The sequence below is a fragment of the Pseudomonas sp. GD04015 genome (assembly GCF_029837675.1).
Lineage (GTDB): Bacteria > Pseudomonadota > Gammaproteobacteria > Pseudomonadales > Pseudomonadaceae > Aquipseudomonas > Aquipseudomonas paralcaligenes.
On the sequence record NZ_JAOEEE010000006.1, the window covers coordinates 182,708 to 198,231 of the forward strand.

The window sequence follows — 15,524 nt, forward strand, 5'->3', positions numbered from 1 at the left end:
GGTCAGCCTGTGACATACCGGCAACGGCCTGCTCAGCCAGGCGGTCATGTGCATCGCGTATCGGTGTTGTACCCGTAACCATCACAGGGCCTCCTGAGGGCCTTCATGCAGCATCAGTCGATGCCGTAGCCTTTGCTTCGCTCTCGTCGAGCCAGTCCAGAACGATCTGGCGCACCAGTTCGGCGCGGCGCAGCCGGGTCTTCCGGCAGGCTTCCAAAATGCGGTCAAGGGTCTGGTCGTCGAACCGCGCCTTGATCTCGTTCAACTTCACGAAATCGGGATCACTTCCCATGGTTTTCCATCTCCACAAATCGGCGGACACGCCTGCTGCGCGCCACGCTGTAAAGGTCGGAACCCCGCTGCTACCCTCTGAAGCTCTCACCCAACAGAGCGAACCAGGGGGTTCCGGAAATTGGACATTTCAACGCTTTTCGCCAGCGTCAATGGCTCGGTCGAGCTTGCTCGACTGCTGGTCGACGAGCGCGACCGCCAGAAAGCGACGGCCATCAAGCTCGACTTCACGAACAAAATCCTCGAGATTCAGTCCCAGGTTCTTCAGGTACAGAACGCCATCATCGAAAAGGACCGGCTTCTCCAGGCTCTTACCGAGCGCAATCGCGAGCTGGAGAGCCATGAGAGCGAGCGTCTGCGTTACCAACTTCGTGAAGTCGGCTCCCGCGGGCGTGGACTGGCTTATCAGTTGCGTCCTGCTGCTGAACTGCCTGAGCGCAGTGATGAGCCCGCGCACTTCATCTGTCAGCCGTGCTTCGATGTCCGCAAGCAGAAGGCCGTGCTCACTCTCGTCAGGCGCCCGACACCCTTCATGCTCTGCCCCGTCTGTAGCAACGAGATCAGGGCGGACTGAAAGATCGGGCTCTACCGACGCCGGGTGGCTGTCGGGGAGCGCCACAACGCTCGCCTGCTTCAGCGCCTTGGATGCCCCGTCAAGCAGGCGGCGGGATATGTCTCGCTCGCCCCTCCGCCCCAGGTTCCGCTTCAGCGCGGCCAGCTTTCGTTCGTGTCTGTTCACGGTCAGGACGCCTCCCGGGTCGGCTGCTTTCGGAGGTATGCCCAATCCACGTCCGGCCTCATGTCCTCACAAGTCACCAAGCCGCTCGTTGCGCGCTCGATGGAAGGACAATGCTCGGCAGGCACCTGCCGTACACCAGTGGCCCACTGCGAGACGAGCACCGGCGAAACATTGATCTCTCGCGCCAGCCAGGAACGGGCTCCGCGGCGCTGGTCGAGGTAGGGCTTCAGCTCCATTTCTCGGCTTCCGTAAAAAGAATTCAGCCAAATATAGCGTAACGCTAGTGTCGTGGATATAGCGAAGCGCGCATATACATAATTAGCGTATTGCTATCGAATCCGTGCGATGAAAGACATTGATGAAATTCGCCGCTCCAACATGCGCCTTCTTGAGAAGGAGTTCGGAGGCCTCGCGACTGTTGCTGATCGCGTCGGAATGTCTCCGTCGCAGTTCGGCAACCTGAGAGATGGCGCCAAGGACTCCAAGACAGGGAAGCCTCGGGGGATGCGCAAAGCAACCGCCCGCCGTATTGAAGAAGCCGCCGGCAAGCCTGCAGGTTGGCTTGATACTGACCACTCTCAATCTGCGGAAACCAAGATCGTCGAACCGCCAGTGTCGCCGCTTCTTCGGGCGTACGAGCAGGCCTCCCCAGGCGACCGGGCAATTGTTGACGTCCTCTTGGGAATGGTCACTCAGCCTCGTTGGCTAGACACTGCGGCGCTAATGGCACTCCGTTCGTTGCGATATGCCGCAGAGGAAGGTTCGGTCAAAAGCTCCACAGCGAAAGGCCCAGCTAAAGCTGGTATGCGTTGACGGTATTTTTGTCGGCGAGGACGAACGACAACAGTAGAAGGTTGCTACCCCAACCGCGCCACAGGGGTAACAACAAGATTGGAACGCAAGCAGGAGGTCGCCTCCGACAAGGCACACGAACTCGTGTCTGCTTGCGCCCAGCCGTCGCGTGCGCACGCGGCGGATGGTAGGGCTGTACCACCAAGGCGGTTTGCGTGGCTCTGCGACAAGAGCCCTTGCGGTACGGCACCTATCCGAACCCCCATCCGACAAGTCGGTTGGTGGAGCGCTCTGCCAGCGACACCATGAGGCATAACTCATGATTAAGCTGACACTGAAGGTGGAAGTGAAGGTCACGCATGCTCAGCTGGTTGCTTTCGGGCGCCTGGCCGTCGTCGTCGCCTACCTTCTCACCTAGCAGCAAACGCCGGGGCCGTAACTGGCCCCGGCACTTTCTTCCCGTGGCCGCTCTCCAGAGGCCACTTCCACTGCTTGGATCCGCCAGGCCTATCGCCGGGCTTTTCCTTTCCCCATGCAGGCTCTAAAGGCCCCCGCTTGATCCGTAAGCACATGGTCCTGGTCGAGTATATCGCGTTGCGCAAAATTAACTAGCGTTTCGCTATTTACAAAACAATAGCGTTACGCTAGTTTTCATCTCGCCACCTCACTGGCGAGCACCGCCAGAGAGTGACAGGCCGCAAGGCCACCGCTCTTTAACAACCCCGATCCTTCCGCAGTCCCGACAGCCTCGGCTGAGCGACGGAAGCAAAACCGACTGCCCATGCCGGCTCTGGACACCGGCCTGCTCAACACCATGTGCACGCGCTCCCTCTCCGGAAGCGCGCCACGGGTCGAGGGTTGCAGCACACCCACCTGGACTCGCAGGGCCTAAGACCGGCCGCTACTGCGGTCCCGGCGGAAGCGCTGAGAAGTCATCGCCAAGGCCACCGTGGCGCGTAACGGAGCCCCGCAATACCGATTTCCTCGATGCCCTTCCCTGGAGGGGCATCCGGGAAGTCACCCAAGAGGGAGATAGACATGGTCAAGAAGGCATATCAGTGCAGTGACTGCGAGAAGGTCCACGAGTACCACTTCGAGGCGGAGCGGTGCTGTCAGCCGGAAGTTTGGGATTGTTGGATATGCCCAGTCTGCGAGCAGGCCCACCTGGAAGAGGATGACGCCATCACCTGCTGCGAGGCTCAGGTAGAGCCGGACAGTCGAGTGTCCTGCCCTTCCTGTCTGCGCCTTCATAGCGAGGCTCGCCACGTTTACGAGGTGCAGGTCGCAGAGCACTGCTCGGTATGCAACCCGACATTCACCGTTGAAGAAAACATCCAGATAGAGGACCTGCTGGAACGGCGTGCCGAAGAGCACGCTTACAGATGCGGTCTGACCTGGCGATTGCCACCCACCACCCACCACCCACACTAGCCCGCCGACCGCTCCAGCAGCGCCGCGCCGAAATGCGAATCGCGATGCCGCGGGTGAGTGGCGAGCTGTATGCGTGATCAAGAGACCGAGGGCAGAAATATGCAACTCACCCCGCAAGAGACGCTGTTCCTGGATCGAATGGCGTGCCACATGATCGCTACAGGGGATCTGAATATTGAGCGCGCCGGGCTAGCAGTTCTCGTGCGAGACAAAGAACTTCTTCAGGCGTGCATATTGAGATCTGAGGTGGTGGCAAAGTCCGTTGGCGACAGAGTTTACGGAACGATAAACGCCAGTTATCGCCGCCGCTCAATGAGCCAGGTTGATGGGAAGAGCGTGATGCTTCTAGCAGGCCAGCTGGATTCGTCGTTCCTCAAGTACCAGGTCGATGGCGTAGACGTATATGTAAGCCGGGACGATGTCTCCTTACATATGCGTGGCATATGTAAGCCTGGCTGCCTTCGCTGCAAACTGCAGCAATTGATTGACCGCAATTAACCCGCCCCTCTCGCGGGTCGCCCCTGAAGGGTAAACGAGAGGCGCATGAGGACGCTGTGCGATAGAGCGATACCCGGAGTTCCTGCCTACAGGTGGCCGAGACAGCAAGCGAGCCAGGCATGCGGCAGCAATGTCGCAGACCAACCGACCTGCACGGTGCCGAATGCAGGCCGAAGTCCGAGAGGGCTATCGGGAATGGATGAATGCGCAGGCTGATGCGCGAGTGTAAGACCTGATGGGTTGCGGGAATCCTGGCCGGAACCATGTTGAGTAAGCGCCCAAATGGCCAGGGCGAGCCCAATAAGCAGGAGCTGAAAACTTCGCCCCGGTGAAACTCCGGTGTCAACTAGGCCCCTGAATAGTCATGCCGGAGATCAGCGCCGGCCATCCATTCCCGATGCCCTCACGAGCATCAACCGCTTTTGGGTTGCGACTTCGCGGCCTCTTTTTCTCCCGCCTTCATACGCCGCCGCCCTACCAGATGACCTTGCGGAAGTGCTTCCGGCCAGGGCGGCGACCTATGCACGCGACCACAAGGAACCGCCATGAAAACCTACACCCCGGAAGAACTGAGCGAGATTCTCGAAAAGCACCGCCTGTGGCTGGATGGCGAGGAAAGCGGCGAACGCGCCTACCTGACCGGCGCCAACCTGGCCCGCGCCAACCTGGCCGGCGCCAACCTGGCCCGCGCCAACCTGGCCGACGCCTACCTGGCCGGCGCCAACCTGGCCGGCGCCTACCTGGCCGGCGCCAACCTGGCCGGCGCCAACCTGGCCGGCGCCAACCTGGCCCGCGCCAACCTGGCCGACGCCTACCTGGCCGGCGCCAACCTGGCCGGCGCCAACCTGGCCGGCGCCTACCTGGCCGACGCCTACCTGGCCGGCGCCAACCTGGCCGGCGCCTACCTGGCCGGCGCCAACCTGGCCGGCGCCTACCTGGCCGGCGCCAACCTGGCCGGCGCCTACCTGGTCGACGCCAACCTGGCCGACGCCAACCTGGCCGAACTTGGCTCGATGTGCGGCCTCTCGGGAAATCTGCGCGAGGTGAAAGCCATCCAGGCCGACATCTGGCCCGTCACGTACACCGCCACCCACATGCAGATCGGCTGCCAGCTTCACCTCATCGCCGAGTGGTGGAAATTCAGCGACGAGGAAATCTCCAGCATGGACTCGCAGGCTCTGGCCTGGTGGGCCGTGTGGAAGCCGATCCTCAAGAAGATCATCAAGGCATCGCCGGCAGTGCCTGGCGGTGAGGCGCCGGCAGCAGCCGCAGCGGCGTAACGAACAGCGAACGAGTCGCGAGGCTAGCGCAGCCAGACCAGACGCATCCCGGGCGGCGCCGGGCGTTCGCACCACCTTACTCCCCGACGAGGACAGCCAAATGACCTTCGACGCACTCAAGCAGCAGGTGCGCTACGCGCTCGATCAGGGCGACGAAGATGCACGCGAGCAGTACACCGAACACGCCGTCGACAACTTCGACGCCGACCACCGGCGCGACCTGGCCGCGGCCATCATCGCCGGGGACACCTCCGCCGAGGCGCTGGCCCTAGAGAAGATCGCCGGCCGGATAAAGCAGCAAGAAGACGAGTTCGTCGAGTTCGAAGCCGCGCGCCGCATGCGGCTGATCGAAGCCCATGACGACTACATGGCCGACCTGAACGCCCTGTACCGGGGTGCTGCATGAGCAGCGCTCCCGCGAAAGCCCTGGCCCTGATCGAGAAGCAGATCAGGGCCATCAGCCAGTCGATAGCGCCGGACAGCGCCAAGGCAGCCGGCATGCTCGAAATGGCCCTGGCCGCCGAGCTGATCGACGACCTGCAGTTCGGCTACTGGATGCGCCGCATCGAGATCGCCACATCAACGCGCAGGCAGATCCTGCGCTATCGCCGCAACGAGTCATTGATCGGGAGCCCAGCATGAGCGACACCGCTTGGAATGGAGAAGGCCTGCCGCCGGTGGGCACGGTGTGCGAGTTCCGCACGAATGGCGCCTTGGGCGCCTGGGAGCGGAGCGAGGTGATCGCGCACAAGGACGACCTGGCCGTCTGCTGGATTCACATGAACAAGGTGCTTACCTCGTCCGGCATTGCGCTTCGGCCGCGCAAGACGGACGAGCAGATCGCTGCGGAAGAGCGGGAGAAGGCTGTAGAAACCATGATCCGCTTTGCCATGACTAGGCCAGATTGGCGTGGAACCTGTGAGGCGCTCTACGACGCCGGCTACCGCAGGCAGGGAGAGCAGCCATGAGCATCGAAGAACAGCGCCGGGCCGGCTTCGAACTCGCCGTCATCGAGCGCATGAAGGAAAGCGGATTCCTCGAGGTCGAGATCCGTGTCGAGTGCCTGACGCGCATGGATGACGGCTACCTCGATTCGTCGATCGACGCCTACTGGCACTTCTGGAACGCCGCCCTGGACAGTGCGGTGATCGGCCTGTCTTCGCTGAGGCTCAGTTCACGCCCTGGTTTCATTGGCAGCGAGCGCGTGTATGTGAGCGACGTTATCGAACTCTGCGAGGCCGCGGGCCTGAAGGTGAAGCCATGACCCCGGCCCAGATCCGCCAGGCAGTGCGCCTGCTATCCAGCCTGGGCATTCACACGAACCGCGACCTGCTGGAGCAGGTACTGGACAAGGGCAAGCGTCTCCGGGAGGTGCGCCATGCGAGACGTTGATCGTGCCGCCGAAATCGGCTGGTCCGCGGAGAGCCAGGAGCGCCGCGCGGCGAACCGAGAAAACAGCACCGAAATCCTCTCCCGCCACGGTGTCGCCCACCTGGTGAAGAACAACGGCGCACATATCGTGGTGAGTCACGATGGCGAGGTTGTGGACTTCTGGCCGGGCACGGGCAAGTTCATTCCGAGGGATGGCGGAAAACCCGGCCGCGGCGTGTTCAACCTGCTGAAGCTGATCGGCGTGGAGGTGATCCGTGGCCACGACTGAGCAGCGCGCCCGACGCATCGCATTCTGGAAAGAGTGCGCCGCCGCCATCGCCCTCTTCCTGCTTGTTCTCATCCTGCCGGCCATCGACGGCACCATCACCAAGTAGCCCATTGCCACGCCGCACCAGCGTGGCAGGAGACAGTCATGCCCGCAGAAACTCAACTGGCCACAGTGCCCCCCAAGGAAACCGCCCTTCAGGTCTATTCCGCCGAGGGCGGTCTTGAGCCCTGGCTGGCGAAGATTCGCGCCGAAATCGACAGCTTCGTGCCGGATGTATCCACCCGCAAGGGTCGCGATGCCATCGCTTCAATAGCTCACAGCGTCGCCCGATCAAAAACCGCCCTCGACAACGTGGGCAAGGACCTTGTCGCGGAGCTGAAGGAGGTGCCGAAGAAGATCGACGCCGAGCGCAAGCGCATGCGCGATCTATTGGACGGCTGGAAAGACGAAGTGCGCCGGCCACTGACGGAGTGGGAGGAAGCCGAAGCGGCGCGGGTGGCCGGGCATGAGTCGGCCATCGAAGAGCTTCGCAGCGCTGCGGTAGTAGCGACAGATATGAACGCCCTTGGCCTTGCCGATTGGATTGTGAAGCTCGAGGCGGTTCATATCGGTGAAAGCTGGGAAGAGTTCGAGGCCGAGGCCCACCGAGTGAAGGCAGCCAGCCTAGCCACCCTGCGCGAGGCTCTGGCCAAGCGCGAGCAGTACGAAGCTGAGCAGACCGAACTCGCCGAACTGCGCCGCAAGCAGGCCGAGCAGGAGCAGAAGGATCGCGAGGCGCGCATCGCCCGGGAAGCGGCTGAACGCGCCCGCATCGAAACCGAGCAGCGTGCCCAGGCCGAACGCGATGCTGCCGCCAAACGCGAAGCCGAAGCCAACGCTGCCGCCGAGCGCCGTGAGCTGGAGTTACGCCTGGCCGCCGAGCAGGCCGAGCGAGAAAAACTGGAAGCACAGCGCCGCGCCGAGCAGGCAGAGCGTGACGCTCAGGCAAAGGCCGAGCAGGCCGCCGCCGCAGAGCGCCAGCGCCAGGCAGACGAGCAGGCACGCATCGAGCGCGAAGCCCGCGCCCGTGAAGCAGACATCGCTCACAAGAAGGCCGTGAACAACGAAGCCCTGGCGGCATTCATCGCCGGAGGCATGACAGAGGAATGCGCCAAGCAGGCGGTGACGCTGATTGCTCAGCGCCGCATTCCGCACATCGCAATCAGCTATTGAGGTCGCTATGTCCACCGACATTGCAATCATTGAGCAGGATATCTACGGCGCGCGAGATTCATTCGCCAGCGTGCTGACCGACAGTTCGCTCAACTTCGAGCGCGAGGCGGCTTTCGCCATCCAGGCAATCGCCGCCAACGACTACAGCATCAGCGTCGCCAAGGCGAACCGCCAGTCAGTGGTCGATGCGATCAACAACGTCGCCGCCATCGGCATCAGCCTCAACCCTGCGAAGAAGCAGGCTTATCTGGTGCCGCGCGACAAGAAGATCTGCCTCGACATCAGCTACATCGGCCTGATGGATCTGGCCATGGCCACCGGCGCCATTCGCTGGGCCCAGGCCGAGTTGGTGCATAGCGAAGACAACTTCGCCCTGAACGGATTCGACAAAGCTCCCCTGCACTCCTACAAGCCGTTCTCGAATGATCGCGGCGAGGTGATCGGCGTTTACGTGGTGGTGAAGACCGCCGACGGCGACTACCTCACCGAGACGATGAGCATCGCTGACGTTAACAGCATCCGCGATCGCTCCAGCGCCTGGAAGGCATGGCTGAGCAAGCAGAAGTCCTGCCCCTGGGTTACCGACCCGGGAGAGATGGCGAAAAAAACATGCGTTAAACGGGCCTACAAGTACTGGCCGAAAACAGATCGCCTGGAGCAGGCCATTCACTACCTCAACACCGAGGGAAACGAGGGCTTGGCGTCGCTCAACAAGCAGCAGGACAGCGACCTGGCCGAGAAGTGGATCGCTCTGGCTATTGAGTCGGTTTCGGCTGAGTCACTGAAGACGATCTGGTCTCAGGGCCTGGCGGAAATCAAGAAGGCTGGCGACATGGCCGCCTACAGCAAATTCAAGGCGTGCGTCGAGAAGCGAAACGAGTACTTCAAGGCGCAGGATGCAAACACCTTTGAGGGTGAAACAGCATGATACTTATCAATTGCGAGCAGGGTAGCGTTGAGTGGCATCAGGCCAGGGCGGGCTGCGTAACCGCCAGCATGTTCGGAGACGCCCGCGCCACCCTGAAGAGCGGTCCGAACAAGGGCAAGCCTACCTCCGCGGCTCTCGACTACGCCTTCCGCCTGGCTGTCGAACGCATCAGCGGTGAGCCGCTGGATGGCGGATTCGAGACCTGGCAGATGCGTCGCGGCCACGAGTTGGAGCCGCAGGCCCGCATGGAGCACGAGATCCAGACCGGATTGTTCGTGCAGCGCGCCGGGTTCGTCACCACTGACGATGGCGTGTTCGGGGCGAGCGCAGACGGACTGATCGGTGAGGATGGCGTCAGCGAGTACAAGTGCTTCCTTGCTCCCGAGAAACTGCGCGCATTTCACATCGACAATGACCCCAGCGGGATCATGGACCAGGTGCAGGGCGTGCTCTGGATCACCGGCCGAAAGTGGGCGCACATCGGCATGTACTGCCCTGCCCTCGAGCCTGTCGGCCGCCAGCTCTGGTGGCGGGAGTTCCAGCGCGATGACGACTACATCGAGGCACTGGAGGAAGACCTGTGGCGCTTCAAGACCCTCGTTGATCAGTACGAGGCGAGGCTTCGGGAGAAAGCAGCATGATCCAGTCACCCCGGTTCCACAGTCACGCCGAACAACAGGCCGCCCTCGGCTGCGCTGCAGCTCTCGACCCGGTGAAGTTCCCCCGCCGATACGCCCATGCTCAGGCCAAGGCACGGGCGAAGAACCGAAACGGGCACGGCAACGCGGCCGCTGACCGCTTCCGCGCGGAACGCGAGCAGGCCCTGCCCCGGCTGCGTGAAATCGCGCCGACGATGGGCATCACCGAAGCGGCGCGCGAACTCAAGATGGATCGAAAGCGCCTCGCCCGGCTCGCCGAAGACAACGGCATCCAGTTCTACGGCGGTATCCAGCGCACTATCAAGGACATCGTTGACGACTTCCTGGAGGGAGGCGATGGCTAAGTCCGCCAGGGAGCGCAAGGCCGAGCAGCGGGAGCGCGACAAGAAGTCAGAGGAGGAGCGCCTTGCCCTCCTCCTCTCCCGTCGCATCACGCTCGACCTGTACAAGGCCACCGACGCCAAGCTCATCGAGACCATGCAGCGGCTCAGCATCGAAGAGCCCCAGGATCTGCTCACCCGCCTGATCCATGGCGCCCATCGTCTCGACGACGAATCGCTGGCCGAACTCACCACGCTGTGACTCCCCGGCGTGACTGTCACGCCAGCCTGTCACGACTGCCCCCCAAAAGCCCTTCGCCCACTGATGCCCAGCAGCAGCGTCGCTGCCTGCCATGGGCGTGCAGCTGGCCCTGTTCTGAGGTACGCATGACACCGCCCTTCACCCTGCACCGCGGCGATTGCCTGGAGGTGCTGCGCACCTTCCACGACAACAGCATCGACAGCATCGTGACCGACCCACCGTATGGGGTCTCGTTCATGGGCAACCGCTGGGACTGCGACGTGCCAGCGGTTGAGGTCTGGGCCGAGTGCCTGCGGGTTCTCAAGCCAGGTGGCTACTTACTTGCCTTCGGTGGCACCCGCACCTACCACCGCCTGGCCACGCGGATCGAGGACGCAGGGTTCGTGCTGCACCCGATGCTTGCCTGGGTGTTCGGGCAGGGCTTCCCCAAGGCGACGCGGGTGCCGCTCGACGGCATGGAGGGATGGCGCTACGGCCTGCAGTCGCTCAAGCCGGCTATCGAGCCAATCGCCATGGCGCAGAAGACATTCAGCGAGAAGACGGGCGCTGCGAACATCGCCCGATGGGGTGTCGGCGCCGTCAACATAGATGCGTGCCGAGTGCCGGCAGAGCCCATGCCCCCGAACACTGGCGCAGGTGGGCTGCCCCGGCGAAGCGAAGACGAACGGCGAGGACCGGGCACCGTCGCCCAGCCAAGCGAGCTGGGCAGGTGGCCCGCCAACTTGATCCACGACGGCAGCGCCGAAGTACTCGCCGGCTTCCCGGCAGAGGCTGGCGCTGTCGCACCAGTTCACCGCCGCAATAGCGACAAGACACGCACCGCATATGGTGCATTCGCTGGCAACGTCGACGAGGAAGGAAGCACCTTCCAGGGGGACAGCGGCAGCGCCGCCCGCTTCTTCTACTGCCCGAAAGCCAGCCGAACCGACCGCAACGAAGGGTGCGAGCACCTGGCCCGCAAGCCGCTGAACTGGTCCAGCGGCGAAGCCAACCCGGGCAGCTTCCAGTCGGAAGGCACCGACAAGACCAGTCAGAACAACCACCCCACGGTGAAGCCGACCGATCTGATGGCCTACCTGTGCCGCCTGGTGACTCCGCCCGGAGGGGTGGTGCTGGACCCTTTCATGGGCAGCGGAAGCACCGGGAAAGCGGCCGTGCGCGAAGGGTTCGAGTTCGTCGGCATCGAGCTGGAGCCCGAGTACCTGGCCATCGCCGAGGCCCGCATCGAATTCGAGTGGCGCCGAACGCTCGAGCGCGCACGCGCAGAGCAGCAGCGCGGCGCCGATGCGGCCGCGCGTGACGCCCAGCTCGACATCTTCACCGACTCCCAGAAGGAGCCAGCAGCATGACAGCCCGCTCCCCCGTGGTCGTCGCCTACGGCGCCGGCACGAACAGCACCGCCCTGCTCGTAGAAATGGTCCGGCTCGGCGAGCCAGTCGACGCCATCCTGTTCGCCGACACTGGCGGCGAGCGCCCTGAAACCTATGCCTATCGCGACCTGTTTTCCGATTGGGGCGGGACATTCCAAGAGGTCGGTGGCAGCAAGAACAAATTGCGAGGAACGCCCATCGGCAAGCTATATGTGAACCCGGATTTCTGGGAAAGCCTGATGGGATGGCCGATCGGATGGACAGGAATCGCGCCATTGGAAATGGCCAAGACCCACGAGTGGCTGCGGCAGCATTCCGCCTGCTCTCAGGTCAGGGGTGACGCAGCATGAGCTGGTACGCGACCAGCTACCTGCTCTGCAGCAGGTCCACGTCGCCCAGGCCGAGCACCGGCACGGCAGCGTGCCGGCGGCGCTCCTCAAGGCGCCGGCTGGCTTCACGGTAGAGGAACATGTGGCTCTTGAGCCGAGCGTGAAGCCCAGCGTCGACCCGGAAGTGGCCGCAGCTGCGGCAGACAACCTCCCGGCCGCCTTCATGGGCGGGGAGGTCCTCGCAGGGCTGGAAGCAGACCGGGCAACCGATCATGAGGCGCCCTGCCCGGCCGGCGTTCCATGCCCGATGCTGCCGGCCAGGCAGGCGAGGCGGCAGTGTAGGCCCTGGCAACGCTCACCGGGACCGGCAGGCGACGAGCGCACCTCGACGCATGTGGGGCAGGCTGCAAGAATACTGTACATGCAACCAGTATAAGCAACCATGCACTTCGAAGTCATCCCGATCTACAGCCAGGGCATCCGCAGGGACTGGAAGACCCTGAACGGCCTGCAGCGCATACGCGCGGACATCCACATCCGTACCGACAAGTTCGGCCCGCTCGGCCGGGAGAGCTTGTGCGCCGAGATATTCAGCGCGCCTCGGGTACAGCATGGCGCGGAAGCTCCACCCACCCTGCCCACGCTCTACGACGTGCGGATCGAGGGCATGGCCACCCTGGCCTTCGTCATCGAGGGCGTCGAGTTCGTCGATGGCCGCATGTATCAGCAGGCCTGGCACTGCAAAGAGTCGGACGAGAAGGTCCAGGTGCCCTGGACCCTTTGCCCGCGGTCGACGCTGAATGAGTTGATCTAGTCGTCCCCTAGGCGGAGGTCCAGATTCTCTTGGGTTGCAAAGGCTTTCGCTCTGGCGAGTGCCGCATCTAGGGCCTCCTCTGGCGTACCGAACTCACCCTTTCGAGGAGATGGTACTGGCCGTCCGCAAACCGTCAGCGGCCCAATATCCCAGCCTCCTGCATCAGCCTCAATCGCGCTCAACTTTACAGACCCTGCTTCGCGCTCATGTCTCCTGCCACTCATGCACTAATCCTCCATGGTGCCGACCTGATTGGTCAGCTTGACCCTACCCCAACTCCCCTACTTCACGCCACTGGCGAGGTATCCACATGCCCACTGATCTGATCGCCGCTCTGCGCGGCGAGGACGGCGACCTGTTCGTCAAGGAAGCCGCCGACATGCTGGAGCGCCAGCAGAAGCTGCTGGACAAAGACGCCGCTGTCGCCGGCCACATGCAGTCCATCGTCGACGGCCTGCGCGCCCAGTTGGAGGCGCTGCGCTCGGCAGCAGGCCTCGCCATCGAGCGAGCTGCCGTGTTCGACGATGGCACCGACGGCGCCGATGCCGAGTCGGCGCGCAGCGTAGTGGCCATCCTCCGCGGTGCGCTCGTCCCGCAGCCTGCTGATGCGACGTACACTGTCGGCCCGTTCCGGGGCGACGACGCAGCCCTCGTCCGCAACGCCCAGGCGCTGCTCAACCTCGACGCCCGGGGCGCGCTGACGCCTGGCGGGACCGGCGAGCACGCCCGGACCATCATCGCGGCGTTCATCGAGCGCTGGCCCGCGGCCGGGGCGGCGCCAGCGGTGCCGGAGGGATATGCACTGGTGCCGGTGGAGCCGACTGAGGCGATGATCGAACAGGGAGCTGAGTCACTGCGTTGTGACTGCAACCTGAGCCGCACTCCGCAAGAGCGCACCGCACGGCGCGCCGTCCGGAACGTGTACGCGGAAATGCTCACCGCCGCCCCTGCAGTGCAGCCCGACAGCATTCCGCCGAGGCCGCCAGAGCAACCCTCTCCTCGCCCCTACGACTACCAGCGCCCCGACCGCGACCAGCTCGCGCTCGACGCGGCGAACGACATCACGCGGCTGGTGTACGGCGCCCAGCTGGCCGTCTCCTGTTCGTCGCAGCTCTTGGCCAAGGTGCAGTGCCGGATACTCGACGCGATCAACGGTGCCCAGCAGCCTGTAGAGCAGCAGGCCGAGTTCGGCGACGCCTACCAAGGCGCCCGCGAAGACCTAGCGATCTGGAAGCGCCGGGCTCAACAGCAGGAGGGAGAGTGATCATGGCCACAGTATTCCTCTGCTCTCCGAACAACTCCACGATGTTCACCACATGCTGCGAAGTGGCTGTTTGTGACGACCAGAACCGCTGCCCGCGATGCCAGCAGGAAGTGCTACCGCAGGGTCGCTCAGAACGCTGGGAAACCGCATACGGCCCCATCCGGCGCAACCAGCGCTGGTACGGAAACTGGTATCCGAATCACGGCGAAGGGCGCGGCCACTACGAACGCCAGCACCCCGCCACCGGCGCCGAACAGCCACCACCACCGTCCAGCCCACGCCAGCCCTGAGTTCCAGCCCCTCCAGGGCCTGATTCCCCACCACCATTCACCAGCTGCCGGCAGCGCCGGCGGTAAGGATTCCCTATGTCCGTGATATGTCCCGAGCCCCAAGCTCACCCCGAGCGCTGCGGCTGCACGCCGGCAGGCACCGAACAGGTCAGCAGCACCTGGCTCGCCCAGCTGCGCGCCGAGTACCGGCAGTTCGCCGACGAGTGCCAGCGCCTGGCTGCGAAACTACAGGCGCTCAGCACGATAACGCTGGCCGACGAGCGCGCCGACCGCATCTACATTGCCGGGCCGATGACCGGCTACCCCGATTTCAACTTCCCTGCCTTCAATGCCGAAGCAGAGCGCCTGCGCGGCGCTGGATGGCACGTCGAGAACCCGGCGGAGCACGGTCACGTCGACGGTGCCGAGTGGGGGGACTACCTGCGCTACGACATCTGGCGCCTGGCAACCTGCGAAGCCATCCACCTGCTGCCCGGCTGGCAGAAGAGCAAGGGCGCCAAGCTCGAAGTGCACATCGCCAAGTCGCTGGGCATGAAGATCCGCTACGCCCACGGAGCCGAGCCCGCCGCCGACCTCCTGATAGAGCACGGCTCCGACTTCCTCATGATGCAGTTGGCGGCCGAGCCGAAGCCTGATCCCGTCGACGTGTTCCTCGAGGATGTCCGCGCCGAACTGACGCGCGCCAGGGCGAAATTCCCCGGTGACCGCATCATGGGCCTCGCCCTGGCCGAAGAGTTCGGCGAACTGATCAAGGCCATGCTCGACGAGCCGGCCAGTTGCGTGCGCAAGGAGGCCGTGCAGACCGCCGTCATGGCTGCCCGGGTCGTGCTGGACGGCGACGGCTCGGTGCGCGAGTGGCGCGCAGCGCGCGGCCTGGACCAGATCACAGCGCAGGTGGCGCCGCCGACAGGCATCGACAGCGAGGGCGGCAGCCATGACTGATCGCGAACTGCTGGAACTGGCGGCCAAGGCTGCTGGCGTCGAAGGGCAATACTTCGAAAGCGAGAACGGCATCCACATCCACACCGGCATCTATCGCCCTGGGCTCGACTACTACTGGAACCCGCTTATCAGCGATTCCGAAGCGCTGCGGCTGGCGGTGAATCTGCAGTTTGATCTATCGCTCGGCCATGGTGGGGCGTCCGTAAAGATCTGTGGGCGGAGGATTCTTGCCGAGGAACTGTGCCACCCGGACTCCGGCGAAGACCTCGCATGCGCCCGCCGCGCCATCGTCCGCGCCGCTGCTGAGATCGGGAGGGCCATGCCATGAGGGAGCGCATCCCCTGCAGCCAATACGACCCGGGCACCCACACCTGCAAGAGCGGCCACATGCGCACCCACCCAGTGTGCTGGGGCGGAAATACCGAGTGCCCCACATGCGGAAG

Annotated in this window: 25 protein-coding genes; 21 read left to right on the top strand and 4 right to left on the bottom strand. The window is 63.7% G+C overall.

What is annotated here, in order from left to right:
- Positions 1-103 precede the first annotated feature (103 nt).
- From N7640_RS07545 to N7640_RS07555, 3 genes are all read right to left on the bottom strand, one after another.
- Complete coding sequence (locus tag N7640_RS07545) at positions 104-292, bottom strand: hypothetical protein (RefSeq protein ID WP_220815668.1); 189 nt, start codon at positions 290-292, stop codon at positions 104-106.
- A gap of 129 nt (positions 293-421) precedes the next feature.
- Positions 422-1,030 carry a hypothetical protein gene (locus N7640_RS07550; protein WP_279902483.1) on the bottom strand — a complete coding sequence of 203 codons (609 nt, stop codon included), beginning with the start codon at positions 1,028-1,030 and terminating at the stop codon, positions 422-424.
- Between the two features lie 2 nt (positions 1,031-1,032).
- On the bottom strand, positions 1,033-1,266 hold the full coding sequence (locus tag N7640_RS07555) for a helix-turn-helix domain-containing protein (protein ID WP_279902484.1): 234 nt from the start codon (positions 1,264-1,266) through the stop codon (positions 1,033-1,035).
- A gap of 109 nt (positions 1,267-1,375) precedes the next feature.
- Between N7640_RS07555 and N7640_RS07560 the strand changes: the two genes are divergently transcribed.
- Positions 1,376-1,843: a hypothetical protein gene (locus N7640_RS07560; protein WP_279902485.1), complete on the top strand. Its 468-nt coding sequence runs from the start codon at positions 1,376-1,378 to the stop codon at positions 1,841-1,843.
- Positions 1,844-2,839: 996 nt separating this feature from the next.
- Here the strand turns inward: N7640_RS07560 and N7640_RS07565 are convergent.
- On the bottom strand, positions 2,840-3,196 hold the full coding sequence (locus N7640_RS07565; RefSeq protein WP_279902486.1) for a hypothetical protein: 357 nt from the start codon (positions 3,194-3,196) through the stop codon (positions 2,840-2,842).
- Positions 3,197-3,322: 126 nt separating this feature from the next.
- On the opposite strand from N7640_RS07565, the gene N7640_RS07570 reads away from it, so the two are divergent.
- From N7640_RS07570 to N7640_RS07665, 20 genes are all read left to right on the top strand, one after another.
- Positions 3,323-3,751 (top strand): hypothetical protein, encoded by a 429-nt coding sequence (locus N7640_RS07570; RefSeq protein ID WP_279902487.1) that lies wholly within the window; start codon positions 3,323-3,325, stop codon positions 3,749-3,751.
- 545 nt (positions 3,752-4,296) lie between these two features.
- A complete protein-coding gene (locus tag N7640_RS07575; RefSeq protein ID WP_279902488.1) occupies positions 4,297-5,031 on the top strand; it encodes a pentapeptide repeat-containing protein in 735 nt (244 codons plus the stop codon).
- A gap of 100 nt (positions 5,032-5,131) precedes the next feature.
- On the top strand, positions 5,132-5,437 hold the full coding sequence (locus tag N7640_RS07580; RefSeq protein WP_279902489.1) for a hypothetical protein: 306 nt from the start codon (positions 5,132-5,134) through the stop codon (positions 5,435-5,437).
- The gene (locus N7640_RS07585; protein WP_279902490.1) at positions 5,434-5,673 is read left to right on the top strand and encodes a hypothetical protein; all 240 of its coding nucleotides are present in this window, start codon (positions 5,434-5,436) and stop codon (positions 5,671-5,673) included. The genes N7640_RS07580 and N7640_RS07585 overlap by 4 nt, the downstream gene beginning before the upstream one ends.
- Positions 5,670-5,999 (top strand): hypothetical protein, encoded by a 330-nt coding sequence (locus N7640_RS07590; RefSeq protein ID WP_279902491.1) that lies wholly within the window; start codon positions 5,670-5,672, stop codon positions 5,997-5,999. The genes N7640_RS07585 and N7640_RS07590 overlap by 4 nt, the downstream gene beginning before the upstream one ends.
- The gene (locus N7640_RS07595) at positions 5,996-6,295 is read left to right on the top strand and encodes a hypothetical protein (RefSeq protein ID WP_279902492.1); all 300 of its coding nucleotides are present in this window, start codon (positions 5,996-5,998) and stop codon (positions 6,293-6,295) included. The genes N7640_RS07590 and N7640_RS07595 overlap by 4 nt, the downstream gene beginning before the upstream one ends.
- On the top strand, positions 6,292-6,423 hold the full coding sequence (locus N7640_RS07600) for a hypothetical protein (RefSeq protein WP_279902493.1): 132 nt from the start codon (positions 6,292-6,294) through the stop codon (positions 6,421-6,423). The genes N7640_RS07595 and N7640_RS07600 overlap by 4 nt, the downstream gene beginning before the upstream one ends.
- Positions 6,410-6,691, top strand: coding sequence for a hypothetical protein (locus N7640_RS07605; protein WP_279902494.1), 282 nt, complete (start codon positions 6,410-6,412; stop codon positions 6,689-6,691). The genes N7640_RS07600 and N7640_RS07605 overlap by 14 nt, the downstream gene beginning before the upstream one ends.
- Positions 6,692-6,835: 144 nt before the next feature.
- Positions 6,836-7,903, top strand: a complete 1,068-nt coding sequence (locus N7640_RS07610) for a hypothetical protein (RefSeq protein WP_279902495.1) — start codon at positions 6,836-6,838, stop codon at positions 7,901-7,903.
- Between the two features lie 7 nt (positions 7,904-7,910).
- Positions 7,911-8,831 (top strand): recombinase RecT, encoded by a 921-nt coding sequence (locus N7640_RS07615; protein WP_279902496.1) that lies wholly within the window; start codon positions 7,911-7,913, stop codon positions 8,829-8,831.
- Positions 8,828-9,472, top strand: coding sequence for a lambda exonuclease family protein (locus tag N7640_RS07620; protein ID WP_279902497.1), 645 nt, complete (start codon positions 8,828-8,830; stop codon positions 9,470-9,472). The genes N7640_RS07615 and N7640_RS07620 overlap by 4 nt, the downstream gene beginning before the upstream one ends.
- Entirely contained in the window at positions 9,469-9,834 is a 366-nt protein-coding gene (locus N7640_RS07625; protein ID WP_279902498.1) for a hypothetical protein, read from the top strand. The genes N7640_RS07620 and N7640_RS07625 overlap by 4 nt, the downstream gene beginning before the upstream one ends.
- Positions 9,827-10,072, top strand: a complete 246-nt coding sequence (locus tag N7640_RS07630) for a hypothetical protein (RefSeq protein WP_279902499.1) — start codon at positions 9,827-9,829, stop codon at positions 10,070-10,072. The genes N7640_RS07625 and N7640_RS07630 overlap by 8 nt, the downstream gene beginning before the upstream one ends.
- Positions 10,073-10,197: 125 nt before the next feature.
- The gene (locus tag N7640_RS07635; RefSeq protein ID WP_279902500.1) at positions 10,198-11,421 is read left to right on the top strand and encodes a site-specific DNA-methyltransferase; all 1,224 of its coding nucleotides are present in this window, start codon (positions 10,198-10,200) and stop codon (positions 11,419-11,421) included.
- A complete protein-coding gene (locus N7640_RS07640; protein ID WP_279902501.1) occupies positions 11,418-11,792 on the top strand; it encodes a hypothetical protein in 375 nt (124 codons plus the stop codon). The genes N7640_RS07635 and N7640_RS07640 overlap by 4 nt, the downstream gene beginning before the upstream one ends.
- A 421-nt stretch (positions 11,793-12,213) precedes the next feature.
- Positions 12,214-12,585 carry a hypothetical protein gene (locus N7640_RS07645; RefSeq protein ID WP_279902502.1) on the top strand — a complete coding sequence of 124 codons (372 nt, stop codon included), beginning with the start codon at positions 12,214-12,216 and terminating at the stop codon, positions 12,583-12,585.
- A gap of 310 nt (positions 12,586-12,895) precedes the next feature.
- A complete protein-coding gene (locus tag N7640_RS07650; RefSeq protein WP_279902503.1) occupies positions 12,896-13,849 on the top strand; it encodes a hypothetical protein in 954 nt (317 codons plus the stop codon).
- A gap of 2 nt (positions 13,850-13,851) precedes the next feature.
- Complete coding sequence (locus tag N7640_RS07655; RefSeq protein ID WP_279902504.1) at positions 13,852-14,139, top strand: hypothetical protein; 288 nt, start codon at positions 13,852-13,854, stop codon at positions 14,137-14,139.
- 75 nt (positions 14,140-14,214) lie between these two features.
- The gene (locus tag N7640_RS07660) at positions 14,215-15,081 is read left to right on the top strand and encodes a DUF4406 domain-containing protein (protein WP_279902505.1); all 867 of its coding nucleotides are present in this window, start codon (positions 14,215-14,217) and stop codon (positions 15,079-15,081) included.
- The gene (locus N7640_RS07665) at positions 15,074-15,409 is read left to right on the top strand and encodes a hypothetical protein (RefSeq protein ID WP_279902506.1); all 336 of its coding nucleotides are present in this window, start codon (positions 15,074-15,076) and stop codon (positions 15,407-15,409) included. The genes N7640_RS07660 and N7640_RS07665 overlap by 8 nt, the downstream gene beginning before the upstream one ends.
- Positions 15,410-15,524 lie beyond the last annotated feature (115 nt).